General features: G+C 52.5%; 20 protein-coding genes. All 20 read left to right on the top strand.

Annotation, left to right across the window (positions count from 1 at the left end; all coding sequences use genetic code 11):
* Positions 1-3 precede the first annotated feature (3 nt).
* The 20 genes from U5R06_21395 (at position 4) to U5R06_21300 (ending at position 25413) form a co-directional block, all read left to right on the top strand.
* The gene (locus tag U5R06_21395) at positions 4-1977 is read left to right on the top strand and encodes a glycoside hydrolase family 97 catalytic domain-containing protein (protein MDZ7725299.1); all 1974 of its coding nucleotides are present in this window, start codon (positions 4-6) and stop codon (positions 1975-1977) included.
* A 17-nt stretch (positions 1978-1994) separates the two neighbouring features.
* Positions 1995-4484 carry a glycoside hydrolase family 9 protein gene (locus U5R06_21390; GenBank protein ID MDZ7725298.1) on the top strand — a complete coding sequence of 830 codons (2490 nt, stop codon included), beginning with the start codon at positions 1995-1997 and terminating at the stop codon, positions 4482-4484.
* A 12-nt stretch (positions 4485-4496) separates the two neighbouring features.
* Positions 4497-5702, top strand: a complete 1206-nt coding sequence (locus tag U5R06_21385) for a GDSL-type esterase/lipase family protein (protein MDZ7725297.1) — start codon at positions 4497-4499, stop codon at positions 5700-5702.
* A 14-nt stretch (positions 5703-5716) separates the two neighbouring features.
* Entirely contained in the window at positions 5717-7549 is a 1833-nt protein-coding gene (locus U5R06_21380; GenBank protein MDZ7725296.1) for a sulfatase-like hydrolase/transferase, read from the top strand.
* A 40-nt stretch (positions 7550-7589) separates the two neighbouring features.
* Positions 7590-8813: a nucleoside permease gene (locus tag U5R06_21375; protein MDZ7725295.1), complete on the top strand. Its 1224-nt coding sequence runs from the start codon at positions 7590-7592 to the stop codon at positions 8811-8813.
* Positions 8814-8844: 31 nt separating this feature from the next.
* Complete coding sequence (locus tag U5R06_21370; protein ID MDZ7725294.1) at positions 8845-10053, top strand: Gfo/Idh/MocA family oxidoreductase; 1209 nt, start codon at positions 8845-8847, stop codon at positions 10051-10053.
* A gap of 191 nt (positions 10054-10244) precedes the next feature.
* Entirely contained in the window at positions 10245-11618 is a 1374-nt protein-coding gene (locus tag U5R06_21365; GenBank protein MDZ7725293.1) for a sugar porter family MFS transporter, read from the top strand.
* A 10-nt stretch (positions 11619-11628) separates the two neighbouring features.
* On the top strand, positions 11629-12636 hold the full coding sequence (locus U5R06_21360; GenBank protein ID MDZ7725292.1) for a uroporphyrinogen decarboxylase family protein: 1008 nt from the start codon (positions 11629-11631) through the stop codon (positions 12634-12636).
* On the top strand, positions 12633-13319 hold the full coding sequence (locus U5R06_21355) for a vitamin B12 dependent-methionine synthase activation domain-containing protein (GenBank protein ID MDZ7725291.1): 687 nt from the start codon (positions 12633-12635) through the stop codon (positions 13317-13319). The genes U5R06_21360 and U5R06_21355 overlap by 4 nt, the downstream gene beginning before the upstream one ends.
* 29 nt (positions 13320-13348) lie before the next feature.
* Complete coding sequence (locus tag U5R06_21350; protein ID MDZ7725290.1) at positions 13349-14602, top strand: uroporphyrinogen decarboxylase family protein; 1254 nt, start codon at positions 13349-13351, stop codon at positions 14600-14602.
* On the top strand, positions 14595-14843 hold the full coding sequence (locus U5R06_21345) for a hypothetical protein (protein ID MDZ7725289.1): 249 nt from the start codon (positions 14595-14597) through the stop codon (positions 14841-14843). Before U5R06_21350 ends, U5R06_21345 begins: the two co-directional genes overlap by 8 nt.
* 106 nt (positions 14844-14949) lie before the next feature.
* Positions 14950-15618 (top strand): B12-binding domain-containing protein, encoded by a 669-nt coding sequence (locus U5R06_21340; protein MDZ7725288.1) that lies wholly within the window; start codon positions 14950-14952, stop codon positions 15616-15618.
* Positions 15619-15681: 63 nt separating this feature from the next.
* The gene (locus U5R06_21335; protein ID MDZ7725287.1) at positions 15682-17019 is read left to right on the top strand and encodes a Gfo/Idh/MocA family oxidoreductase; all 1338 of its coding nucleotides are present in this window, start codon (positions 15682-15684) and stop codon (positions 17017-17019) included.
* Between the two features lie 138 nt (positions 17020-17157).
* Positions 17158-18786, top strand: coding sequence for a uroporphyrinogen decarboxylase family protein (locus tag U5R06_21330; protein MDZ7725286.1), 1629 nt, complete (start codon positions 17158-17160; stop codon positions 18784-18786).
* Entirely contained in the window at positions 18759-19691 is a 933-nt protein-coding gene (locus U5R06_21325) for a CobW family GTP-binding protein (protein MDZ7725285.1), read from the top strand. The genes U5R06_21330 and U5R06_21325 overlap by 28 nt, the downstream gene beginning before the upstream one ends.
* Position 19692: 1 nt before the next feature.
* A complete protein-coding gene (locus U5R06_21320; GenBank protein ID MDZ7725284.1) occupies positions 19693-20571 on the top strand; it encodes a homocysteine S-methyltransferase family protein in 879 nt (292 codons plus the stop codon).
* Positions 20572-20577: 6 nt separating this feature from the next.
* Positions 20578-22056: an ASKHA domain-containing protein gene (locus tag U5R06_21315; protein ID MDZ7725283.1), complete on the top strand. Its 1479-nt coding sequence runs from the start codon at positions 20578-20580 to the stop codon at positions 22054-22056.
* A gap of 223 nt (positions 22057-22279) precedes the next feature.
* Positions 22280-23872: a sulfatase-like hydrolase/transferase gene (locus U5R06_21310; GenBank protein MDZ7725282.1), complete on the top strand. Its 1593-nt coding sequence runs from the start codon at positions 22280-22282 to the stop codon at positions 23870-23872.
* Positions 23865-24932, top strand: coding sequence for an alpha-galactosidase (locus tag U5R06_21305; GenBank protein ID MDZ7725281.1), 1068 nt, complete (start codon positions 23865-23867; stop codon positions 24930-24932). The genes U5R06_21310 and U5R06_21305 overlap by 8 nt, the downstream gene beginning before the upstream one ends.
* Positions 24871-25413, top strand: a complete 543-nt coding sequence (locus U5R06_21300; protein MDZ7725280.1) for a hypothetical protein — start codon at positions 24871-24873, stop codon at positions 25411-25413. Before U5R06_21305 ends, U5R06_21300 begins: the two co-directional genes overlap by 62 nt.
* Positions 25414-25454 lie beyond the last annotated feature (41 nt).

Genomic DNA, 25454 nt, shown 5'->3' with positions numbered 1-25454 from the left:
ACGATGAAAATTATGATACGGTTGTCTTTGCTGATTTGTGTTGCGCTGTTGTTGTCCTGCGGGATGCGGCCGACACAGTGGTCCGTCCAATCACCCGATGGACGGCTTGAGATCCAAATTGATCTAAGAGCCGCAGCCGGAGACACGCATCAACCTGGTATGCTGAGCTATCAGGTTGTGTATCACGGCGACGATGTACGGACGGTGATTGAATCTTCGCCGCTGGGGATTCAGCGCGCGGATCAAACTTTTTATACTCATCTGAACTATGCCGGTCAGTCGGAGCGCATGTTGAATCAGTCCTATACCCTGATCACCGGCAAGCAGCTGCAGCATGAGGTTGAATGCCGGGAATTGACGCTTGAGCTGGTGAATGATCAGACTGCGCCGGTGAACGTGGTGTTCCGCGCTTATAATGACGGAATTGCTTACAAGTATGTGTTTCCGGAGCAATCCGATTCTCTATACACCGTTGAACGTGAATGGAGTTCGTTTAATCTGCCGAATGAAGGCCGCGCCTGGCTGCAGCCGTACGACACGCTCGGCGTCTGGTCGCCCGCCTATGAATACGGGTATATCAAGGATTTGTCCATCGGCGATCCGCCGCCGCTGTCCACGGGCTGGGGATTTCCGGCGCTGTTTGAAGCGGACAGCCTGTGGGTGCTGCTGAGCGAAACGAATCTGGATAGCGGATACTGTGGCGCGCATCTGTCCGCGGAGGCGCCGGACGGACTGTACCGCATCGAATTTCCGCACGACTGGGAAGCCTACGGCATGTGGGACCGCACTCCCTCGTCCACGCTGCCCTGGGAGACCCCCTGGCGTCTGGCGGTGATCGGAGATGATTTGGGGACGGTTGTCGAGTCAAATCTGGTGACGCATCTGGCGGACGAATCCGTGCTGGAGAACACTGACTGGATTGAACCGGGCAAAGCCTCGTGGAGCTGGTGGGGTGATCATTCCAGCGGAAGAAACTATGACAAACTCAAAGAATATGTGGACCTGGCGGCGGACATGGGCTGGACATACTCGCTGGTGGACGCGGACTGGCACATCATGGAAGGCGGCACGATTGAGGAGCTGGTCGAGTATGCGAACAGCAGAGATGTGGGTATTCTGCTGTGGTACAATTCCGGCGGACCGCACACGCGGGTGATGAACGCCGGACCGCGTGACCTGATGTACGATCGGAAAATCCGGCGCCGGGAGATGCAAAAAATCAGCGACTGGGGCGTCAAGGGCATCAAAGTCGATTTTTTTCAAAGCGACAAACAGCAAGTGATTGATCTGTATATTGACATTTTTAAAGATGCGGCGGATTTTAATCTGGTGGTGAATACGCACGGCTGCACCATTCCACGCGGCTGGCACCGTACCTATCCGAATGCGCTGTCCATGGAGTCGGTGCGCGGCGCCGAGCTGTACAGCTATCCCCCGTATGCCGAACGCGCGGTGTGGCTGAACAGTGTGTATCCGTTCACCCGCAATGTCATCGGTCCCATGGACTATACGCCGGTGACGTTCTCGGATTATTCCCCGGAAACCCCGCATGTGACCAGTTACGCGCATGAACTGGCGCTGTCCGTGGTGTTTCAGTGCGGCATTCAGCATATTGCCGACCGCATCGCGGGACTGCAGAAGGTGCCGCAGGAGGTGCGCGGCTTTTTGAAACAGGTGCCGGTGAGCTGGGATGACACCCGCTTTGTCGACGGATATCCGGGCCGTTCTGTTGTGCTGGCGCGGCTGAAAGACGGCGTGTATTATCTGGCGGGAATCAACGGCGAATTTAATGAAAAATCAATGAGCCTGGATCTGGATTTTCTGGATGATCAGGAATACAAGCTGAATTTGTTTACCGACGGGATGAACAAGCGATCATTCGGAAGCATAAATGAACGCGTGACCCGTGATTCTCAAATCACCGTGACATTGCTGTCCGCCGGCGGATTCGCCGGTACGTTAACGCCGGTTGAATAAAAAGAAGAGTTGTTGGAATGCGATATCCATGCAATATTATGATTTTGTTATTATGCAGTTTGTGCTGTCTTTTAATGGTGCAGACCAGTTACAGCCAAACCCGGCTCGAGCTGACCCCTGAAGAATATTTATGGACGCCGCAGGTGTCTGTGCTGGCCTTTCACAACGTTTATCCGGTGGGCAAACAGGGCGGTATCGAGATTATTCAGCACGACCGGCGCATTGCCACCAACGGCAATGTTGCCGTACTGCTGTCAGGCGCGGATGCGGCGGATGAGATCATGACCGAACCCATTCCGCAAATCAGCAATCCAGAGCGCATTGTGGATGCTGAAAGCGAACAAATCCGCATTCCCTTCAGCCACGCGGAGGTGAATTTAGCTTTTGAATTGCTGATCGATCCGCTGCCGGATCATGCGTTTGCGGTCACGTTGGATTTCAAAGAAAAACCAGAACACGGCCGGCTGGAGCAGCTGAGTTTTCAGATGGAACTGTACCCGGAATATTACAAGGGAAAAAGTTTTGTCACGCAATCCGGGTCCGGTGTGTTCCCGCAGATCTTTCAGTATCACAACGTGAACCCGGATGATCCGCGGGTGCTGGCCTCCGGCCGCAACCTGATGCTTGCCGCGGAATCGAAATTGTACGGGTTGACTATCGAATCCAGAGCCGGAGAGATTGAACTGGTTGACGATCGGCTGAATGAACAGCGCAGCTGGTTCGGCATTCGGGTGAAGGCGGACTGTGATCAACAGGAAAACGCCGTTCATTTGATTTTCCGGCCGCAAGTCATGGAGAACTGGACGCGCACGCCGGTGATCGCTCATTCGCAGGTCGGCTATCATCCGGCTCAGAGCAAAGAAGCGGTTCTTGAACTGGATTCGCGCACCACAGACCTGCAGCGCGCGCGGCTTTTGCGGTTTCAGCCGGACGGCAGCCGGAAAACGGTGCTGGAAGCAGAACCGGAACGCTGGGGCTCGTTTTACCGGTATGTGTATGGCAAATTTGATTTCACCGAGGTGCGCCAGGACGGATTGTACCAGATCGTTTATGATACCGTGACCACAACCCCGTTCCGGATCAGCGAATCGGTGTATACCGACGGAGTCTGGCAGCCGTCGCTGTTGACGTTTCTGCCGGTGCAGATGTGTCATATGCGGGTACGCGACCGCAACCGGCTGTGGCATGGCTTGTGTCATATGGATGACGGACTGCAGGCGCCGGCGCCGCTGCCGTTTTACGACGGCTATGATCAAACCGGCGAAACCGAGACCGACTATCAACCCAACACCACGATTCCGGGCATGAATCAGGGCGGCTGGCACGATGCCGGAGATGATGATGTAAACACCGGGTCTTCGGGCCGCGCGACGTATCATCTGGCGTTGACCTGGGAGGAATTCCGTCCTGATATTGATAAAACCAGCATTGATTTTGACAGCCGCATGGTGTATCTGCATCAGCCGGACCGTCTGCCGGACATGATTCAGCATATCCGACACGGCGTTGATTTTCTGCTGGCCCAGTATCGCGCCGCGGACCACAGTTTTGTCGGCATCATCAGCAAAGACTTTTCCACTTATCTGCAGGAAGGCCATTGGGGCGCGATGACGGATAACCTGTTTTATGATCCGGACATGCCGGAGGATTCGAAAACCGGAACGCATTCCGGGGTTTTTGATGACCGTTATATTTTCACCAACAAGGATACGCGGCGCGAATATGCGGTGATCAGTTATTTATGCGCGGCGTCCCGGGCTCTGAAATCGTTTTACAAAGAGCCGGCCGAAGAATGCCTGGCCACAGCGCAGCGGATCTGGGACTATGAAGAGACGCACGAACCGGTGTTTTATGCATCGGTCGGCACGCCGCGCAATCTGTTTGAACAGCGCATCAACGCAGCGGTTGAACTGTATTTGACCACCCGAGATGACCGGTTTTTGCAGGCACTGCGGGATGAACAGGAGAATATCTACAAACAAATGCCGCAAACCGCCTGGACGGTGAGCCGGGTTGCGGATCATCTCGGTGATTCGTTTCGGGCGGCGTTTGAAGAAAACCTCAAGCTGTATCAAAAAGAGTTGAACGAACAATTATCGAAAAATCCCTTTGGCGTTGCGTATGAGGAACATGTCTGGGGATTCGGATGGGATATTTTATGGCGCATGTATACGCATTATTACCTAATTAAACAGCACCCGGATATCTTTACCACAAAGCCGCTGGAAAACGTGGTGGATTACATGCTGGGACGGCATCCGGCGTCCAGTCTGTCGCTGGTGTCCGGAGTCGGCGCTCATGCGCCCATTCCGGCATTCGGCGTCAACCGCAGTGATTATTCCTACACACCGGGTGGACTGTATTCGGGTGTAAATCTGATTTTTCCGGATTTCCCGGAATTGAAACCGGATCATCCGTATCTGTGGCAGCAGTCCGAATATATCGTGTTCGGCGCCACGCCGTTTATTTTCTCGGTACTGGCGCTGGAAACGCTGCTGGATCAATAAATCAATGGAGTGATGATGAGAAAACTGTGGGTGGTTGTTTGTGCGCTATTTGTGTTCAGCACTGTGCTGGCCGTGAATCCGGGCAGGGGCCGATCCGCGCATGCGGTGTTTCTCGGCAATTCTGTGTTTAAAAATGCGGACTGGCCGCAGCTGATCGGCCGTTCTGATGTGCATAACGCCAGCGTGTCGGATTTTACCAGTCGGCAGCTGACCTGGGTGCTGGATCACAGTGTGCTGCCCTATAAACCGGCGTATTGTTTTATCTACACCGGTCTGGAAGATGTGCTGCTGGGAGTGCCGATATCGGAAATTATCAAAAGTTACCACATGCTGTGCGACACGCTGCGGGCGCACGCGATTGAGCCGGTGATCAACAGCACGCTGTTTCTGGAAAACCGGCCGCTGATCAACCAGAGCGTCAAAAAGCTGAATGCTCAGACGGAGATTTTTTGCCGGGAAAAAGGCATACTGCTTATTGATATCAATCGTTCGCTGTGCAGAGAAACGGGTCTGGCGCCACACTTTACAACCGACGGCATGCAGTTGACCGACGAGGCATACACGATCTGGGCGGCGCAGCTCAAGGTCTGTATGAATGACACCGGTGAGCAGGGCCAAACCACATACATAAATTACACTGAATTGGCAAAGGAGCGCATTGATCGAATTATGAAACAGTCCCCCAAACATGTCAAGCTGGTGATGCTCGGGAATTCCATTACGGAGCAGGGCGGCAACTGGAACAAACGTCTGGGGTTCGACCGCATCCGCAACAGCGGTCAGGGCGGCTATACCACCGGGCAGATGCTGTGGATACTGGACACTTGCGTAATTGCAGCATCACCAGAAGCCTGTTTTGTGATGGGCGGCATCAATGACCTGACGCTGGGTGTGCCGGTTGATCAGATCTTTGAGAATCACAAACGCATCGTCGGGCAGCTCATCGAGCATGATATCACGCCGGTGATGCAGTCCACCTTGTATCAGCACAACAATCCGGAGAACAATGCGCATGTCCGGCTGTTGAATCAGCTGTTAAAAACATTCTGCCGGGAGCATGATGTTCATTTTATTGATTTGAATGCACACATGTCCGGTGCGAACGGACTGAACGCTGAATACACCACAGACGGCACGCATTTGACCGAACAGGGTTATGAGGTGTGGTCGGATGTGCTGCGTGAGTTTATCAAAACCCATAAATTAAACTCTAAATAAGCCGGAAGCGTTTTATGAAACGAAGACGATTTTTAAAGGCCGCCGGTACGACAGCGCTGGCGGCGGCGATTTTACCAGGCTGCAACAGCAAGCCTGCAGGCGCGGAGAAACCCAATTTTCTGCTGCTGGTCGCGGATGACATGGGCTGGGACGATCTGTCTCTGCACGGCAATAGCATCATCGCAACGCCGAACCTGGACCGCTTTGCACAGGAATCGGTGCAGTTCAAGCATTTTTATGTCAATCCGGTGTGTGCCCCCACGCGCGCCTCGCTGCTGACGGGTCGGCATTTTCTGCGCACCGGGGTGTCGCATGTACACGGCGGCAAGGATTTCCTGGCCCTAAATGAAGTGACGGTTGCCGATGTGCTGCGGGATAACGGCTACCGCACCGGCATGTGGGGGAAATGGCACAGCGGCAAAACCGAGGGGTATTTCCCCTGGCAGCGCGGATTTGAGGAAGCGTATATGGCGGGACTGTATCAGCATCGGGATAATCAGGGATTCTACAACGGTGAGCCGAAACAGCATAAAGGCTGGATTACGGATGTGCTGGTTGATTACGCCATTGATTTTATGCAGCGGCATCAGGATGAGCCGTTTTTCGCGTATGTGCCGTTTCTGTCGTGTCACGCGCCGCTCAATGCGCGTGATGACCGGGTTAAACGCTATATGGAAAAAGGAATCAGTCGCGCTCTGGCCGTTGTCTATGCCATGGTGGAGCGTATGGACGAACAGGTGCGGCGGCTGCTGGATGAACTTGATGCGCTTGGATTGTCAGAGAACACCGTGGTTATCTTTTTCAGTGATAACGGTCCGGCTGTGCTGAACGCCGATCTGACGCATGCGGACCGGGAAACACGTTATGTCAATGATCTGCGCGGCCACAAGGGCAATATCTGGGAAAACGGTGTGCGTTCGCCGTTTTTTGTGCGCTGGAACAATCACTTAAAACCGGCGACGGTGGAACGGCTGGTGGACTGTTGTGATCTGTACCCGACCCTGCTGGAGCTGGCCGGTGTGCGGAACCCGCACAACCGCACCCTGGACGGGCGGAGTATTGCTGATTATCTGTACGCTGAGACGGAAAAGTTAAAACCTAAATATTCATACAATTATGCACAGCCTGCCTGGGTGCCGACTGATGAGCCCTGGACGCCACGGGGTGTCAAACAGGAATACCGGCCGGTGACGCCGGAGGAGAAAAAGAATCTAAAGCTGCGGGATCAGATTATTTCCATCCAGAAGGAAAACTACAAGCTGATGATGAATCCCGGCCGGATTGACGAGATGCCTGAATGCGCCGAACAGGGATTATGTCTCTATGATGTGGGTGAGGATGCAATGCAGCAGAATGACATCAAAGCGGAGCATCCCAAACGGGTTAACAAACTCACAGGCCGGCTGGAACGCTGGTGGCAGAGCGTATTGCGTGAAAGAAATTCGTTCAAGATGCCGGTGTTTTTGATCGGGCATAACGGAAAAAAACACAGTACAGTTTTGGCCTATGCCCCCTATGACATCAGCAAAGATGTAAAATGTGCATTTGATCACACCTATAACTGGCGTCAAGCAGGGGATTTTGCCGTATATCACATCCGTGTGCAGATTCCGGGAAGCTACCGGGTGAGCCTGGATTATGAAGCGGCAGAGGTAAAGGGTTCCATGGTACAGGTTGCCGTGAACGGCGCCCGGATTGAAGGCGTGATCGATGATCCGAACCGGGCCGTGCTCGGCAGCATGGACCTTGAATCCGGTGAGCAGTTTCTGACCCTGACGATCAGCAATGCCTCTGCAGATGTCCCGGTTTTTGACAAACTGTACACAATTAATCTGATAAAAACATAAAAAGGTAGGGTTCTTAAACCATAAGAAGGGAGCAAAAATTATGAAAAACTTTGTGACTGTGCGTCTCAGCACCATGATGTTTCTGCAGTTTTTTATCTGGGGAGCCTGGTACGTGGTGATCGGTAATTATATGACCGCACACGGCATGGGGCATTTGACCTTTTGGCCGTATACCGTGAATCCCATAGCGGCGATCATTGCGCCGTTTTTTCTGGGATTGATCGCGGACCGTTATTTCCCCACAGAGCGGGTGCTGGGTGTGCTGCATCTGGCAGGCGGTATTGTCATGCTGTTTGTACCGTCGTTCACCGGCAATCCGACCGTTTTTATCCTCATGCTGTTGTTGTACAATCTGTGTTATATGCCGACCATCGGACTGACCAACTCGCTGGCGTTTCATAACATTCAGAATCAGGAAAAACAATTCCCGGTGATCCGGGTATTCGGGACCATCGGCTGGATCATTGCCGGACTGTTTATCAGTTTTGGGCTGGTGCATTTTGCCGGCGGAAACCTGCCGGACCTGACGCCGCTGCCGCTGTATGCGACCGGCGTGGCGAGTCTGCTGCTGGGATTGTACAGTTTTACATTACCGCATACCCCGCCTCAGGCCGCCGGTCAGCCCGTTTCCATCCGCAGCATTGTCGGTGTAGATGCTCTGAAACAACTCAAAAGCCCGTCCTTTTTTGTCTTTCTCCTCAGTTCGTTTTTAATCTGTATTCCCCTGTCTGCTTATTATAATTTTGCGCCTATTTTTGTCAAGGATGCGGGCTTTTCCAGTCCGGCGTTCACCATGTCGTTCGGACAAATGTCCGAGGTGGTCTTTATGCTGCTCATTCCCGTGTTTTTTGCGCGACTGGGTGTTAAAAAGATGCTGCTGGTCGGGATGGGCGCCTGGGTGTTGCGTTATGCGTTGTTTGCCATGGCTGCTCCGGCCGGTGTCTACTGGATGATCATTGCCGGTATTCTGCTGCACGGGATTTGTTATGATTTCTTTTTTGTCACCGGTCAGATTTACGTGGACAAAAAATCGACACCCGCAATCCGCGGTCAGGCGCAGGGCATGCTGGTGCTGGTGACCTATGGACTGGGCATGCTGATCGGCGCGCAGGTGGCCGGGCGCATTTACGGCGCATTTCTGGGCTCGGCGTCCGTTCTGAACGGCGCCCAGTGGCAGAATTTCTGGTGGCTGCCGGCGGGATTTGCCGCGGTCATACTGGTCTTTTTCGGTCTGGCGTTCAGAGAAAAAGTGGTTAAACAGTAACGTACGGAAAAGTATGACAGGAGGTCAAATTATGGCAACATCACATCAAATTACGCTGTTGGGAACCGGACTGATTGGTCATTTCTACACGCAAAGCATTCATGAGATGCGCGGCAAAGACCGCATTCATCATGTCTGCGCCTCTACAAAAGAATCGGCGCGAGCCTTTGCCGAACAGTGGGAGATTCCCAACGCCACGGATGATATGAAAGCAGCTATCCAGGATCCGGATACGGACATGGTGATCATCGGCATTCCCAATCATTTGCATAAAGAGGCGGCGCTGATGTGCGCGCAGGCGGGCAAAGCGGTGCTGTGCACCAAGCCGCTGGGACGCACAGCCGCGGAAGCCAAAGATATACTGGACGCGGTTGAAAAGGCCGGGGTGTTTGGCGGTTATTTGGAAGATCTGGCTTATACGCCCAAGACCCTGAAATCACAAGAGTCTGTAAAAAAAGGGGCGCTGGGAAAAATTCTCTGGGTGCGGTCACGGGAAACGCATCCCGGACCGCATTCCGACTGGTTCTGGGACCTGGAAAAAGCCGGCGGCGGCGCGATTGTGGATCTGGGTTGTCACTGTATCGAGATCATCCGCAATTATATCGGCAAGGATGTCCGGCCGGTTGAGGTCATGTGTACGGCGGACACCAAGGTGCATCCTATCGAAGCCGAGGATTTTGCGATTTGTCTGATCCGTTTTGAGAACGAGGCCATCGGTCAGTTTGAAGTCAGCTGGGCGTTCCGCGGCGGCATGGATCTGCGTGATGAAGTGTCCGGCAGCGCGGGAACTATCTGGATCAATCACTGGCTGCGCACCGGATTTGAGATGTTTACCTCCGGCGACTCGGGCGGTTATGTGGCGGAGAAAGCGGAATCGGATAAAGGCTGGCTGTTCCCGGTGGGCGATGAAGTGCATACTCTCGGGTATCCAAATATGTTCAAGGATATGTTTCATGCCATCGAGACGGGTGAAACGCCGATGGAGAGTTTTTATGACGGCTATGTGGTAAATGCCGTTATTGACGCCTGTTACAAATCCGCTCAAACCCGAGCCTGGGAGCCTGTCGAACTGCAGGACTGGCGCGGTAAAACCGGTGCGGATGTTGACCGGGAATCGCGGCCGTTGATTGACGGCAAATACCTGCTGATCAAGGATGAAGTCATGCCGGACGGCCGCAGCAAACGCATTCTCAAGGATGCAGAAACCGGTGAGCTGCTGCAGACATACAAAGAAGAATGAGATACACCGGTTTTTGTCGTGTTTGTGGAGCAATTGGGCCGGTTTGTGCCTTGTTATTCCGGGATGGAGTCTATATATTTTGTATGCCTATTCGTCCCATGATGCTAAAATAGTATCAGATATTGTAAAATAACGTGTTGAATTTTGAAGCGGATGATTTTATTTTAATAGAATGAAAACTGGAAATGTGGATGAGCAACACCCCTGTTAACACATCCTATGTAACCCTTGTCGCGATTGCCGCTTCCCTGGGCGGCCTGCTGTTCGGTTACGATACGGCCGTCATTTCGGGAGCCATTGGATTTCTGAGAATACATTTTGATCTGTCGGCCGCCCAGATGGGCTGGGCGGCGGCTTCGGCATTGATCGGTTCGATCATTGGATGTTTATTCGCCGGCATACTGAGCGACTGGCTGGGCCGCAAAAAAGTGCTCATACTGGCGGCGGTGCTGTTTGAGGTTTCGGCGCTGGGCTCCGCGCTTGCAGACCGGCTGGATGTTTTTGCAATCTACCGGATGATCGGCGGCTGCGGTGTGGGAGCGGCGTCCATGATCACGCCCTTGTTTATCTCTGAAGTGGCTCCGGCCCGGGTGCGCGGCCGACTGGTGTCGTTGAATCAGTTTGCTATTGTGTGCGGTATGGTGCTGATTTATCTGATTAATTATTTTATTGCGCGTCAGGGGACGCAACTCTGGAACGTCGAAACCGGCTGGCGCTGGATGTTCGGCTCAGAGACGATTCCGGCGTTTGTGTTTTTGATTGCCCTGTTTTTTGTGCCGGAAAGTCCGAGATGGCTGGCCCTGAATGCAAAATCCGATAAAGCGTACCGTATTCTTGAGAAAATTCAGGGCAGCACAAGTGCAAAAGAGCGGATCAGTGAGATTAAACACACCCTGTCACGCGAATCTGATTCGGCAAACATGCTGTTTGAACCGCGTATCCTGAAACTCGTGCTCATCGGGGTTGTGCTTGCGGTATTGCAGCAGGCTGTGGGCATTAACGTGATCCTGTATTACGCCCCGGAAATCTTTAAACAGTTCGGCAGCGATGTCAATGCGGCGCTGCTGCAGACCCTTGTGGTGGGTGTGTTCAATATGGGATTCACGGTATTTGCCATGCTCAAGGTGGACAAGCTCGGCCGCCGGCCGCTGCTGCTTATCGGTTCACTGGGTATGGCGTTTTGTCTGGTGTCGACGGGAATCCTGGCGTTTGTTCAGATCACCACGGTCTGGTCGCTGCTGCTGATTCTGGGATATATTTCTTTTTTCGCCATCTCGGTGGGGCCGGTGGTATGGATCATATTGTCGGAACTATTTCCGACCAAAATCCGCGCCCGCGCCATGTCCATTGCCACGGTGTGTCTGTGGGCGACCAATTATCTGATTTCCCAGACCTTTCCCATGATCGATGAGAACAAATGGCTGGTGGAGCGCTTTCATCACGGATTTTCCTACTGGCTGTACGGCGGCATGTGTGTGTTGATGTTTGTGTTTGTGTATAAAGTCATCCCGGAAACCAAAGGCAAAACCCTGGAACAGATTGAAAACGATTTGAATTTAATATAAAGGTTTGAACATGAGCAAAAAACAGGACTTTGACGCCCTGTTCCATAGTGATCCGCTGAACCGTACTCTGTTTCGGCCGATTTTGATGCATTTTGCCGCGCGTTACATCGGCGCAACATACGCACAGTTTGCATCGGATTACCGCACCCTGGTGCGCGCCAATATCGAATGCATGGATGCCTTTCAAACCGATATGGTCGGACTCATTTCCGACCCTTACCGGGAGACGTCCGCATTCGGCGCCCGCATCACCTTTTTGGATGAAGCGGTACCGAAATGCGAGGATATCCTGATTCGCAGCAAAGATGATATCAAAGCGCTTGCAAATCCGGATGTGTATAAAGCCGAGCGCACCCGTGACCGTATTCACGGCGCCGAGCTGTTTCAAAAGCAGCTGAAAGGCGGGGTTCCGATCATCGGCTGGATCGAAGGACCGCTGGCCGAAGCGTGCGATCTGGCCGGCGTCAGTGAGGTTTTAATGCAGCTGATGATGGACCCTGATTTTGTCTGCATGCTGATGGATAAATGTCTGATGACCGCCAGGGCATTTGCCAAAGCCCAGATCGAGGCGGGCTGTGATGTGATCGGCATCGGAGACGCGATTTGCTCTCAAATTGATCAAGCGACCTACGATCAGTTTGTCCGTGACCGGCATGCCGAACTGGTGCGGTTTATACAGGATCAGGGCGCGCGGGTGAAACTGCATATCTGCGGGGATATCACGCATCTGCTGCCGTCGATCAAAACGGTGGCACCGGATATCTGTGATCTGGACTGGCAGGTGGACCCGGATCATGCCGCTGAAATGCTGGGTCCGGATATCGCTCGCTGCGGTAATATCAATCCGGTGAGCATCCAGAACGAATCACCGCAAACCCTGTACGTCAAAGCCCGCGATCTGATCAAAAAGGAAGAAAACCGGGCATTTATTCTGTCCGGCGGGTGTGAGATTAGCGTCAATACACCGCATGAACATGTGTCCGCCTTGTCCAATGCCTGTACATCGGGAGCTGTATGATCAAAACAATGAATTACACTGTCCAGGAACTTGACCTGAATTTAAAAAAAGTTCACGCTATTCTCGGCGGCAATGAGCAGGAAAACGCCTATACGCAGAGTTTGGCGCGGGACCTGCTTGACGAAATTATTGACGCTGAGGGATTGTGCGGCGGGTATGTGTTTTATGACCCGGCCGAGTGCATCGACAAACAACACGTCAGAATCGAACAGGTTACCTTTGATGTCGGAAAACGCGCCGGCGGACAATTATCCGGCCTTGGCTCGGCGGCTGTATTTGTGTGCACGGCAGGTTCCGAGATCAGCAACTGGACCCAGGACTGTCTATGCAATGACGCGTTAAAAGGCTTGATAGCTGATGTGATCGCGTCACTGATTACCTCGGAAATCGCTGAAAAAGTCCGGCAGCAGATCGCACGCGATGTGGACAAAACCGGATACAACATCACAAACAGCTACAGTCCGGGATACTGCGACTGGAGCGTTTCCGAGCAGCAGAAACTGTTTACTCTGCTGCCGGACGGATTCTGCGGGGTCGAGTTGAACAGCAACTCGCTGATGATCCCGATCAAATCGGTGAGCGGACTTGTCGGTATCGGTAAGTCTGTGACGTTTCAGCCGTTTCCCTGTGAATCCTGCCGGCGCACCGATTGTGCCTATCGCCGGGTTGAAGGCTTTCATTAAAACAAACTTTGCATGAGTGGAAATGATTTATGAATTCAAAAGAGCGTGTTCAGCAGACATTACATCATAAAACACCGGACCGTATTCCGGTTGATTTCGGGTCTACGGCGGTTACGGGGATTCACTGTCTGATCGTTGAAAAACTGCGCCGGCATTACGGTCTTGAACAAAGACCGGTCAAAGTTGTGGACCCGTACCAGATGCTGGGGGAGGTGGATAATGAACTGGCTAACGTCATAGGGGTGGATGTGGTCGGCGCGCCTCCGCGCAATACCCTGTTTGGATTCCCGAATGACAACTGGAAACCCTGGGTGACGCCCTGGGGACAGACCGTTCAGGTGGGCGGCGATTTTTACGTGAGCGACAGTCCCAAGGGCGGTGTGTATATACATCCCGGCGGTGACGCGGATGCGCCGCCCAGCGGTCATATGCCGTCGGATGCGTATTTTTTTGATTCCATCATTCGACAGGAGCCGATTCAGGAGGACAAGCTGGATCCGGTGGATAATCTGGAGGAATTTTCTCCGTTCACAGATGCGGACATTGCTTATTGGAAGGATATGGCGCAGGAAATTAAAACCTGTAAAAAGTCGGTGATCGGCAATATGGGCGGAACCGCGCTGGGTGATATCGCCCTGGTGCCGGCGCCGTTTGCCAAGCATCCCAGAGGCATACGAGATATCTCTGAATGGTACATGTCCACGGTCATGCGGCCGGATTATGTGAAAACTGTGTTTGAAAAACAGGTGGACATTGCACTGAAAAACCTGAACACGTTTGCTTCCATCATGCAGGATACGATTGATTCGATATTTATCTGCGGTACGGATTTTGGCACTCAGGATTCGCAGTTTTGCTCAGCGGATACCTTTCGGGATCTGTGGCTGCCTTATTATAAAAAGGTTAATGACTGGATTCATGCCCATACGAACTGGAAAACGTTCAAACACTGCTGCGGCGCGGTGGAGCCGTTCCTGCCGCTGTTTATCAAAGCCGGCTTTGATATTATCAATCCGGTTCAGGTGAATGCCAAAGGCATGGACCCGCAGCACCTGAAAAATGAATACGGCAGTGATCTGGTGTTCTGGGGCGGCGGCGTGGATACGCAGAAAATGCTGCCCTATGGAAAACCGGATGAGGTCAGAGAACAGGTTCTCAAGCACTGCGGCATATTCGGTAAAGACGGCGGTTTTGTGTTCAACACTGTTCATAATATTCAGGCCAATGTGCCGGTTGAAAATGTGGTTTCGATGATTGAGGCGGTCAGGGAATTCAATGGTTGACGGGTACTATACATGTGAAGCCTATCCGTGGCCGGATGCCGAAACCGGACATTATGATATTTACAATGAACTGGCGGCGTTTGTTCCGGACGGCATGAAACTGATCGCCTGCGGACCTTGCGGCGTCCTGGAAAATGTCATCGATCTGGTCGGATATGAACATCTGTGTATGATGACCCTGGAGGATCCGGAATTGACCCGCATGGTGTTTGACGCGGTGGGATCACGGCTTTTGACCTAATGAATGAACAACTGATCGTTAAAACGAGAGTTCAGGTTTATTTAATATCAAAATTAGGTTTGATTATTTTATATTTGAACACGAATACAATAACCAGGAGTGAATTATGGAATCATTAATCGAAAAAATTGCTTATTGTGTTGAATTCGGCAAAGTGGACCGGCAGTCACCCTATCCCCCGGATATGAAAGATCAGGACGGCGCCGACGAGTTGACAAAACAGGCTCTGGATGAGAATATGACGGCCAAAGCCATTCTCAACGAGTCTCTGGTGCCCGCCATGAGCCGGGTTGGGAAAAAGTTCAAGGCGAATGAAATATTTGTACCTCAGGTGCTCATGTCGGCCAAAGCCATGAAAGCCGCTATGGCGCATTTGAAACCTTTTTTTCAGTCCGGCGATATCCAGCAAAAGGGCACCTTTGTCATCGGAACGGTGGCCGGCGATTTGCACGATATCGGCAAGAACCTGGTGTCCATGATGATCGAAGGCGGCGGCTGGAATGTGGTTGATCTGGGTACGGATGTGAAAACAGAAGAGTTTGTCAAGACCATTGACGAAAATCCGGGTGCGGTGATCGGCCTGTCGGCTTTGCTCGCCACCACTATGGTGAATATGCAGTCCAGTGTTAAAGAAATCAAGGAGCAAAAACCGGACACCAAGATACTGATCGGCGGGGCGCCGGTGACCGATGAGTTCCGCAAAGAGATCGGTGCGGATTTTTATTCGCCGGATCCGCAGGGCGCGGTTGATTATTTAAATTCAATGACCGGTTAAGATTGTTGAACAGAGAACTTGATCATGGTGAAAATATAAACGATTTTACAGGACATTGCGATTATGAATTTTACAAAAAAATCAAGGCGACAATTTTTAAAAACAGCGGGCACTGCTGCAGCCGCTGTGAGTATTGTTCCGCGGCATGTTCTGGGCGGTTCCGGGTATACGGCGCCGAGTGACAGGCTGAATATTGTCATGATCGGTGTGGGCGGACAGGGTATGCAGAACACCAAAAATCTGCTGCAGCATGATGATGTCCGGATTACAGCGATTGCCGATACCGTGGACTGGGCGGATTACAGCTCGACTTATCACAAAGAACCCGGCGGCCGAAAACCGGCCTTTGAACGCATCACACGTCATTATGCAGCACAATCCGCGACAAAACACGAACCCGAGTGCCGGGTCTATGTCGATTTCCGCAGAATGCTGGATCAGGAAAAAGATTACGATGCGGTCGTGATCTCGACTCCGGATCATACGCATGCGGTCGCGGCTATGGCGGCGATTGAACGCCGGAAACATATTTATCTTGAAAAGCCGCTGGCGCATACAATCAGTGAAGTGAGGACATTGACCCAAGCAGCCCGCCAAGCCGGCATTGTCACCCAGCTGGGGCATCAGGGTCATGGTGATGAAGGGATTCGTCTGACGCGTGAATGGATCCAGGACGGCGCCATCGGAAATGTCACCGAGGTGCATGCCTGGACCCGGATCCGAATCCGGCCTGCAGCGGTCGGCCTACGGACAAACCGCCGGTACCGGAGGGTCTGGACTGGGATTTGTGGATCGGTCCTGCGCCGTTTCGTGATTATCATCCGGAATATATACCCAGCGGCTGGCGCTATTACTGGGATTTTGGTACCTCCAAGATTGGTGATTTTGGTTTTCATCATCGATATGGATCCCGCGTTTTATGCGCTGGATCTGGGATATCCGGAATGGGTGGAAGCGCGCAGCGCCTGGGGAGACCGGGAAAAGCGGCCGTTTACATCCATTGTTCATTACCAGTTTCCCGCGCGCGGGGACAAACCGCCGGTGCGTCTGGTGTGGTACGAAGGGCTGATGCCGCCGCGTCCGGACGAGCTGGAACCGGGACGTGATTTGACCGGTGGCGGGCACGGTATTCTGTTCGTCGGTGAAAACGGCAAGATCATGTGTCCCGGCTGGGCCGGCAATCCGCGTATTATTCCCGAATCGAAGATGCAGGACTATACCCTGCCTCCGAAAACCCTGCTGCGGGTCGGTGGGATCTATCGCGACTGGATTGACGCCTGCAAGCAGGGTCATCGAGCGAGTCCGACTGGAGCTATTCCGGTCCGTTCATTGAAGCCATTCTGTCCGGTGTGGTGGCCATGCGCACTGAGGAGAAATGTTACTGGGACTGGAATGAAATGAAAGTGACCAATGTGGCGGATACCGAGCCGCTGATTTTCCCAGAATATCATAACGGATGGAAATTATAAGTTGTTCTAAATATATGTTTTAACAGGACATTAACTATGATGGTATTTATCGAACAGAAATACAGGATGAATGATGACAGGAAAACAGCTTGTTGAGCACGCGTTTCGGCTTGAACCTGTGGAGCGGATTCCCTGGGTGCCGTTTGTGGGGGTGCACGGCGGCACACTCATCGGCACCGATGCGCAACAGTATCTGAAATCAGCGGATCTGATCGTGGACGGCGTTTCCGCTGCCGTCGAAGCTTATGAACCGGACGGCATTCCGGTGATATTTGATCTACAGATTGAGGCAGAGGCATTGGGCTGCGAACTGCAGTGGTCGGCGGATAACCCGCCCTCGGTGGTGACGCATCCGCTCATGGATAAAAAATTACATGAACTGGAAGACTATAACGAGACGCTGGATCGGCTGCCTCTGGCGGCAGAGGCGACCCGGAGACTGCGGGAAAAATATCCGAACCTTGCGTTGTACGGACTGATTACCGGACCGTTCACCCTGGCTCTGCATCTGTTGGGCACAGACATCTTTACGCAAATGATGATGCAACCCGATACGATTCACGACCTGCTGGATTTTACGCGTGATATCGCTGTGAAAACCGCCGATATTTACCGAAACGCGGGAGCCGATATCATTGCGGTGGTGGATCCGATGACCAGCCAGATTGATCCGGTTTCATTTGAACAGTTTGTTACGCCTCCGGCGACACAGCTTTTTGATCATATTCACAAACAGGGCGCATTGAGTTCATTTTTCGTCTGCGGTCATGCGCAGCAGAATATTGAAGCCATGTGCAAATGCCGGCCGGATAATATATCCATCGATGAGAATATACCGCTCGACTATGTGCGTGAGATTGCGTTAGCGCACAAGATCAGTTTCGGTGGTAATATGCGTCTGACCATTGTGCTGCTGATGGGATCGGAAGAAGATGCGCAGCGCGAGGCCATGGACTGTATCGAAGCGGCGGGAGAGACCGGATTTATCCTGGCGCCGGGCTGTGACCTGCCTATGGACACACCGCCGGAGAATCTCAAGGCTGTTACGCAGTTGGTGCGCGATCCGTATCGGCAGGATGTGGTGCGGGCGCTGGAGGTCAAACAGGATGCGGATGACCTGCTGAATTTACAGGACTATGGCAACCGGGACAAGGTGATTGTGGATATCATTACCCTGGATTCGGAATCCTGCGCGCCCTGTATGTATATGGTGGAGGCGGTCAAGCAGGTGGCGCCGCAGTTCAAGGGTATTGTCGAGTGGCGCGAACATTCGGTCAAAGACGTCAAGGCGGTCACCTTTATGTCGTCTTTGTATGTAAAAAACATCCCGACCATCTGTATTGACGGTCAAATCAAGTTTGTCTCCCAGATTCCGCCGCGAAATAAATTGATCGAGGCAATCCAGGAGCGCATTAATGAAAAACTGCAGTACAAGGTCAGGGTCAAAAAAGGTGAGCTGATTCTACTGGGCAACGACCCGGCTGAATGCGATGAACTGAAATCAGCGCTGGAACGCGCCCAGTATGAGCTCGGCACCGATCTGTCGGTGCGATGCGTGACCGATGCGAACGACATTGCCGCTTACGGTGTCACACAAACCCCGGCTCTGGTGACCGTGAACACGATAGTAAAATCACAGGGTTATCACCCTTCTGTGGATGTGATCAAGGAATGGATCAAAGAAATCGAAAACATATGATTCCGCTGTATATTGTCACCGGATTTCTGGGCAGCGGTAAAACCACGTTGCTCAAGCGCATCCTGAACGAGCATGCGGAGCGGATGAAAATAGGCGTTATTCAGAATGAGTTTGCTCCGGGCAATAGTGACGGCGTTGATCTCAAACAGACCGGCAAACCGTTCGAGATCCTGGAGATCAACAACGGATCGGTGTTCTGCGTGCGTCTGCTCGGTGATTTTATCACCTCTTTGCAAAAATTTGTTGAACAGCAGAATCCGGATTGTGTGATTGTAGAAGCGTCGGGACTGGCTGATCCCATTTCCATTGGTGAACTGCTGCATGCGCCGCAGCTTGAGCGTCTGCATCTGGCTCATCTATGGTCGATTGTGGATGCGTCCAGCTTTATGACGATGCAGCCGAGAATGACCCGTATCACGCATCAGGTCCGCGTGGCGGATACGGTGATCATCAACAAAATCGATTTAATTGATAATACAAAAGCCGTAGAGCAGCGGGTGAAGGAACTGAATCCCTATGCGCGTGTGCCGTTATCCTCTTTTTGTGATATCCCTGCAGAGCCGCTGCTGCAGCCTGAAACTGCAGGGAGCGTAGTGTCGGATCATGCGGGGGAATGGCGGAATATCAAGCCCGGCGGCCGGCCGGCTGTCAACTCTGCGGTGCTGCGCATCAGCCGGTCTGTGACGCCTGAACGCCTGGAGCGCTTTCTAACTGTTTATACTCCGAAAACCCTGCGTATGAAGGGCTATGTGGTGTGCACGGACGGGAGCGTCCGGGCGGTTCAATGTGCATCAGGACTCTGCAATCAGACCGTGATCAACGGATACAGCGGCGTCACGGAATTGATCGCCATGGGAAAGGGAATTGATCCGGAAAAAATGAGAGTTGAACTAACAGGGAAATAATATGATGCAATCATTATCAGAGAAAATACGCAAAGGTGCGGTCATGTTATCGGACGGCGCCTGGGGAACCAACCTGCAGAGCAAAGGATTGAAAGCCGGGACATGTCCCGAGCTCTGGAACGCGGAGTATCCCGAGCTCGTACAGTCGGTCGCAAAAGAATTTATCACTGCCGGAGCCCAGCTGGTGAAAACCAACAGTTTCGGCGGCAGCCGATACAAATTAGAGGGATTCGGGCTTGAACATCGCGTGTCCGAGCTGAATGAAAAAGCAGCGCAGTGTTCGCGCCGGGCGGCCGGGTCGGATGTCTACGTGCTGGGGTCCATGGGGCCGACCGGCCGCATGCTGATCACCGGTGAAGTGACGGCGGATGATTTATACAAGGCGTTTTCCGAACAGGCCAAAGCACTGGAACACGGCGGGGCGGATGTGATTCTGGTCGAGACCCTGTCGGATCTTCAGGAAGCAAAAATTGCCGTGGCAGCTGCCCGGGATGCTACCGATTGTGAAATCGCCTGCACCATGACGTTTGAACAAACGGTTGATGACGAATACAAAACCATGATGGGTGTGTCTCCGACAGAAATGGTTGCCGATCTGCGTGAACAGGGGGTGCATTTTCTCGGCTCTAATTGCGGCAACGGCATTGAACAGATGATCCCGATTGTCAAAGAAATACGGGCTGCTGAAATTTCTTTGCCGGTGATCATTCACGCCAATGCGGGCATGCCTCAACTGAAAAACGGCAAGACAGTGTTTCCGGAAAGTCCGGAAGAGATGGCGGCTTTTGTTCCCGAATTGATCGAGGCCGGGGCCAATATCATCGGCGGCTGCTGCGGGACCACGCCGGAGCATATTCGTAAAATGAGGGAAAACCTGTAATCTGCTATGCCGATCATTTATCTGAAACCGCTGAATCAAAGCATTGAGGTGTCAAAAGGCACGCCGCTGATTGATGTGCTGAATGAATTCGCTGTGGCGTTTCCCTGCGGCGGACGCGGAACCTGCGGCGGCTGTAAAGTCAGGATTCTGGACGGGAGTATTCCGGTTGACCCCGGGCATCAAAAGCGGCTGGATGAACTCGGATTATCCAATGACTGGCGCCTGGCCTGCCTGTCCAGAGTGGAAGCGGATGTCACGCTGCTGGTGGACCAGTGGCGGCATTTGATTCTGGCCGATCAGAGTGATTTTGAATTTGAGCCCCGCCCCGGAACCGGGATCGCCGTGGATGTGGGAACGACGACGCTTGTGGCGCAGCTCATTGATTTGCAGACCGCTGAAATCAAGGCGGCTGCGACCGACGTGAATCCCCAGTCGCGGTTTGGCGCTGATATTATGTCGCGGGTCGAGTATGCGGTACGGCAGGATTCAGCCCTATTAACCCGATTGATCCGCGCCAAAGTCTATGACCTGATCCTGCGGCTGCTTGAACAAAAGTATACTGCGGACCGGATCGTGCTGGTTGGGAATACGGTCATGCATCATTTGTTCTGCGGGTATGATTTGTCGCCGCTGTCCATGTATCCGTTTGAATCGCCGCATTCCGGGCAGGTGAATCTGACGCCGGAGGATCTGGACTGGCAGCTTGAGGGTGACCCGACCATTGCATTTATGGCGTGTATCGGCGGCTTTGTGGGCAGCGATATTCTGGCCGGGATTCTGGCCTCCGGCATGCACAAATCGAATGCTATAAGCTGCCTGATCGATCTGGGAACCAACGGTGAAATTGCCGTGGGAAACCGCAAGAAAATACTCTGCGCTTCGACGGCAGCCGGACCGGCGTTTGAAGGTATTAATATTTCCTGCGGCATGCAAGCTGCTACGGGAGCTCTGGCCTCGTTACAGTTCAAGGATGAGCAGCTAACGTATCACGTTATCGGCGACACGGATTCGCTTCGCGGGATCTGCGGCAGCGGGCTGCTGGATGCCGTGTCCGGGCTGCTGGAGTCCGGACAACTGGATGAGTGGGGGCAGTTGACGAACGGTCAGGATCGGGTGGAGGTGATCCCCGGACTGAGTCTGACCCAGAATGACATCCGGCAGGTTCAGCTGGCCAAGGGCGCTGTTGCTGCCGGGCTGCAGATTCTGAGCGGCAAACGCTGTGGATCACTGGATGCTGTGGATCAGTTTTACATAGCCGGCGCGTTTGGGAATTATTTGAATTTGAACAGTGCCCGAAGAATCGGGCTTGTTGATGCCGAACCCGACCGGGTGCGGACACTGGGGAACAGCGCCCTGCTCGGCGCCAAAATCATGCTGTATATGGAAGAGGCACAGATTCAAAGCATCCTCCATGCTATTCAGCATCTGTCGCTGGAAACGGATGCTGATTTTCAGGAAACCTTTGCCATGAAGATGCTGTTTTAGGCTCTATCATGTTCAGAGTGGGTAAAGTTTAAACGCAGCGGCAAAGTGCAAAAAATATCAAACAAAAATTGCATATTGGATTTTTAATTATTTTTGAGCTTAAAAGGATGGAACATGCAAAAAACAGCAGTGATCGGCAGCACCAATATTGATTTTATTATGAAATTGAAGCCTTGTTGTCCAACCTGTAAATCATGAGATCGAGCAACAACAGGAGTTGATTATGAGACGGAGAGAGTTTTTACGAACGGCGGCTGCAACCGCTGCGAGCCTGCCGGTACTGATCAAAACTATCAACGCAGCGCCATCCTCCGGATTTAAAAATATCATTGTCATTGTCGGCGATGATCATGCTTCAAAGGCATTGGGTGTTAACGGCAATTCAATGATTCAAACGCCCCATATGGACCGCATGGCGTCACAGGGTGTGCATTTTACACATGCCTACTGCAATGCGCCGATCTGCAGCGCGTCGCGGCAGTCGCTGCTGACGGGCAAATACCCGCACGCCACCGGCGTGAATCTGCTGTTCACACCGTTTCCGGACAAGAACAATGTGACCATCGCTGAGCATTTGCAGGAGCACGGATATCACACGGGACGAATCGGTAAAACGCATTTTAACAACTGGATTTACGCCGGGTTTTACAAAGAGGATGCCGGATACCCGAATCATGGGTTTGACCATGCCGTCACCCGCCAGGATCACATTGAATATCTGAAAAAGAATCCGCCGCAACCGGCGCCGGACAACATCCCGACCTATCAGAGCGAGGCCCCGCATGAGACGCCGGCATCCAGATGGAATGCCGGGTATCTGCCGGATCATCACTATTATGAGGATGCGGAAGGGACATTTTTCACAAACAAAGCGATCGAATTCATGCGCGGTCACAAAGATACGGATGCGCCGTTTTTCCTCTGGCTGGCCTATCATGAACCGCATATGCCGTTCAGTTTTCCGATCGAATACAGAAACCGGTACAATCCCGATGACATCCCGCTGCCGCAGGGCAGTCCTGAGGACAACCGCTGGATACCGGAACTGTTTGCGGATCTTTCCGATCAGGAGAAAAAGCGTATCATTGCATCCTATTACACATCTGTTGAATATATGGATCACAATATAGGCCGGGTTGTGGAGGCTGTGCGTGAATTGGGACTGGATGAAAACACCGTGGTGGTTTATGCCAGTGATAACGGGTATTTGCTGGCAGATCACAAGCGGTTTGAAAAACACACCATGTGGGAGGAATCGGTCCGGGTGCCGTTTATCGTTCAGGGAAAGGGATTTCAGTCCGGCGCCAATGACTGTCTGGTCGAGTTTATCGATATGGCGCCTACCCTGTGCGAACTGGTGGGAGTGACGCCGCACCCGGATTTTCAGGGCAAGAGTTTAAAGTCTGTGTTGTATGGCAAAACCGATGAACATCGGGACTATGTGTTTACAACCTATCTCGAGGACAACAAGGCCATGGTGGCCTCAAAAACCTGGAAATATATATTTACGACCGGAAAACGCGATCTGTCTCTGGGGTATGAAACCGGGAATGGACCGCCCGGGGTGGATGAGCGCTTGTATCATCTAAAAAAAGATCCGGACGAAACGCATAATGTGGCTGCTGAACCGGAGAATCAAAAGATAGTGAAAACACTGCGGCAGGTGATGCTGGAGCGTTTTATGCAGACGCATCCGGATGCCGGGGATGTGCCGGAGAATTTAAATACACTCGGACGACTAATCTGGTTCTGCGAACCCCGGGATGTCGGGGATGAACCGGGCCTGCCATTGGAAAGGATATTCAGGGATGAATAGACGCTATTTTTTAAAATCAGCTTTGCTGGGTTCCGCTGTTTTGAGTTCACAATCGGGACTGCTGTTTGCGGATAATTTTGCAGACCATGAAACAACCGCGGAACCGCCGGAGTTTCGTATTCACAGGGACGGTACATTTGATATCCGGATAAAAGATACGGGATTTTATCACTGTTATCCGGGACTGGAACGTCGACGCGTCTCGCCGTTGCGTGTTACCGTGCTGTCTGACGGCCCGGTTCAGCGTATTGTGTATGACATGGCAGAGGGGCAGATTGTGCTCGAATTACACACCCGCGGCACGGACCGGTTTTTCAAACAGGGAATGGGTTTTGCGGGGCCGAGCGGGATTTTTGATCTGCCGATACCCAAAAGTCGTATTGAACAGGCGCGATTAAAATCGGATGTGTGGAGTTATGACAGTTATCTGGTTTCCGGTGTGCTTTCGCCGGATGATCACACATTGATTCTGGCGGCGATGGACCAGGATAATTTTCTGCACAAGAGTGTGTTTTACAACAAACAATCCCGATTCGGACTCATTGACCGGCATCTGAATGAGAACCGGATTTGTTTTGATACCGGCTTTTATCTGGAAGGAGTGACGCCTGTTCAGGATGAACGTGTGCTGCCAAATCTGGTGTTTCGCAGCGGTAAACCCGCTTATACGGTGTTTCGCGGCATGGCGCGACGACTTGAGCATCACCATATCCGATTGAACCAATCCCCGAAATATTATTACTGCTCCTGGTACGAATTTGAAAAGGAGTTCAGTCGGGAAAAACTGGATGAGCTGCTGCGGGGTTTAAAAAACATGCAAAACGTGCCCCTGCAGGCCGTGCAAATTGATGACGGATACTGTCATTACGGCGACTGGCTGGGGAGCAATGAAAAATGGCCGCAGGGGATGCAGTCCGCGTTTCAGGCGATCCGGCAAGCGGGGTATGCCGCGGGCATCTGGGTGGCGCCGTTCATGGTCAGCAGCCGCAGCCGATTGTATGAATATGTTTCGGGAAAGCCAGGCGGATCAGTATTTGAACAATGTACTCTGGCAGAATGATCCGGATGTAATCTTTTTGCGTGATTATGATACGCCGTTTAACGAGACCGAACGACGCTCTATTGCACTATGGGCCGGAATTCTCGGCGGGACACTCACCACATCGGACCGGTTTTCGATGCTGGACGCGGAGGCAGTGGAGCTGTGGCGGTTTCTGGTCCCGGAACGGCGTGCCACGGCTGAACTGCCGTTTTGGAGCACGGACCGCGAGCATCCGGTGGCGGTGCGGCCCTTTGATAATTCGAATGCGTGGGCCATATTGATTGTCAACACCACAGACGCTGTGTTTGAGAAAATATATGATTTGCAGCAATTGATCGGTCGAAAATCGGCCTATTGTTTTGAATGGAATGTCGGGCATTGCAAACCTCTGGGTCAGCGCAGCAACCTTTCAGTCACGCTAGCGGCGCATGCCAGTGTTTTGTATGCTGCGCAGACAGACAGCAGATCGCTGCCGGAGGATTTGCGGCTGGGCGATTAAGTGGATATGATAGTTTATACTATTTGACGGGTTTGAAACTA

The organism is candidate division KSB1 bacterium (genome assembly GCA_034521575.1).
In the GTDB taxonomy this organism is placed as follows: Bacteria; Zhuqueibacterota; Zhuqueibacteria; order Residuimicrobiales; family Krinioviventaceae; genus JAXHMJ01.
Note: the sequence above shows the minus strand (reverse complement) of the source record. Positions and strands in the feature narration are given on the sequence as shown.

What these genes read in the sequence shown, in the direction of transcription:
- U5R06_21345 (MDZ7725289.1), top strand. Translation starts at nt 14,595, where the DNA reads ATGGTTGACGGGTACTATACATGTGAAGCCTATCCGTGGCCGGATGCC.
- U5R06_21350 (MDZ7725290.1), top strand. Translation starts at nt 13,349, where the DNA reads ATGAATTCAAAAGAGCGTGTTCAGCAGACATTACATCATAAAACACCG.
- U5R06_21300 (MDZ7725280.1), top strand. Translation starts at nt 24,871, where the DNA reads ATGAATATGTTTCGGGAAAGCCAGGCGGATCAGTATTTGAACAATGTA.
- U5R06_21325 (MDZ7725285.1), top strand. Translation starts at nt 18,759, where the DNA reads ATGGATCAAAGAAATCGAAAACATATGATTCCGCTGTATATTGTCACC.
- U5R06_21335 (MDZ7725287.1), top strand. Translation starts at nt 15,682, where the DNA reads ATGAATTTTACAAAAAAATCAAGGCGACAATTTTTAAAAACAGCGGGC.
- U5R06_21320 (MDZ7725284.1), top strand. Translation starts at nt 19,693, where the DNA reads ATGATGCAATCATTATCAGAGAAAATACGCAAAGGTGCGGTCATGTTA.
- U5R06_21315 (MDZ7725283.1), top strand. Translation starts at nt 20,578, where the DNA reads ATGCCGATCATTTATCTGAAACCGCTGAATCAAAGCATTGAGGTGTCA.
- U5R06_21340 (MDZ7725288.1), top strand. Translation starts at nt 14,950, where the DNA reads ATGGAATCATTAATCGAAAAAATTGCTTATTGTGTTGAATTCGGCAAA.
- U5R06_21330 (MDZ7725286.1), top strand. Translation starts at nt 17,158, where the DNA reads ATGATGACAGGAAAACAGCTTGTTGAGCACGCGTTTCGGCTTGAACCT.
- U5R06_21390 (MDZ7725298.1), top strand. Translation starts at nt 1,995, where the DNA reads ATGCGATATCCATGCAATATTATGATTTTGTTATTATGCAGTTTGTGC.
- U5R06_21355 (MDZ7725291.1), top strand. Translation starts at nt 12,633, where the DNA reads ATGATCAAAACAATGAATTACACTGTCCAGGAACTTGACCTGAATTTA.
- U5R06_21385 (MDZ7725297.1), top strand. Translation starts at nt 4,497, where the DNA reads ATGATGAGAAAACTGTGGGTGGTTGTTTGTGCGCTATTTGTGTTCAGC.
- U5R06_21375 (MDZ7725295.1), top strand. Translation starts at nt 7,590, where the DNA reads ATGAAAAACTTTGTGACTGTGCGTCTCAGCACCATGATGTTTCTGCAG.
- U5R06_21360 (MDZ7725292.1), top strand. Translation starts at nt 11,629, where the DNA reads ATGAGCAAAAAACAGGACTTTGACGCCCTGTTCCATAGTGATCCGCTG.
- U5R06_21380 (MDZ7725296.1), top strand. Translation starts at nt 5,717, where the DNA reads ATGAAACGAAGACGATTTTTAAAGGCCGCCGGTACGACAGCGCTGGCG.
- U5R06_21370 (MDZ7725294.1), top strand. Translation starts at nt 8,845, where the DNA reads ATGGCAACATCACATCAAATTACGCTGTTGGGAACCGGACTGATTGGT.
- U5R06_21395 (MDZ7725299.1), top strand. Translation starts at nt 4, where the DNA reads ATGAAAATTATGATACGGTTGTCTTTGCTGATTTGTGTTGCGCTGTTG.
- U5R06_21365 (MDZ7725293.1), top strand. Translation starts at nt 10,245, where the DNA reads ATGAGCAACACCCCTGTTAACACATCCTATGTAACCCTTGTCGCGATT.
- U5R06_21310 (MDZ7725282.1), top strand. Translation starts at nt 22,280, where the DNA reads ATGAGACGGAGAGAGTTTTTACGAACGGCGGCTGCAACCGCTGCGAGC.
- U5R06_21305 (MDZ7725281.1), top strand. Translation starts at nt 23,865, where the DNA reads ATGAATAGACGCTATTTTTTAAAATCAGCTTTGCTGGGTTCCGCTGTT.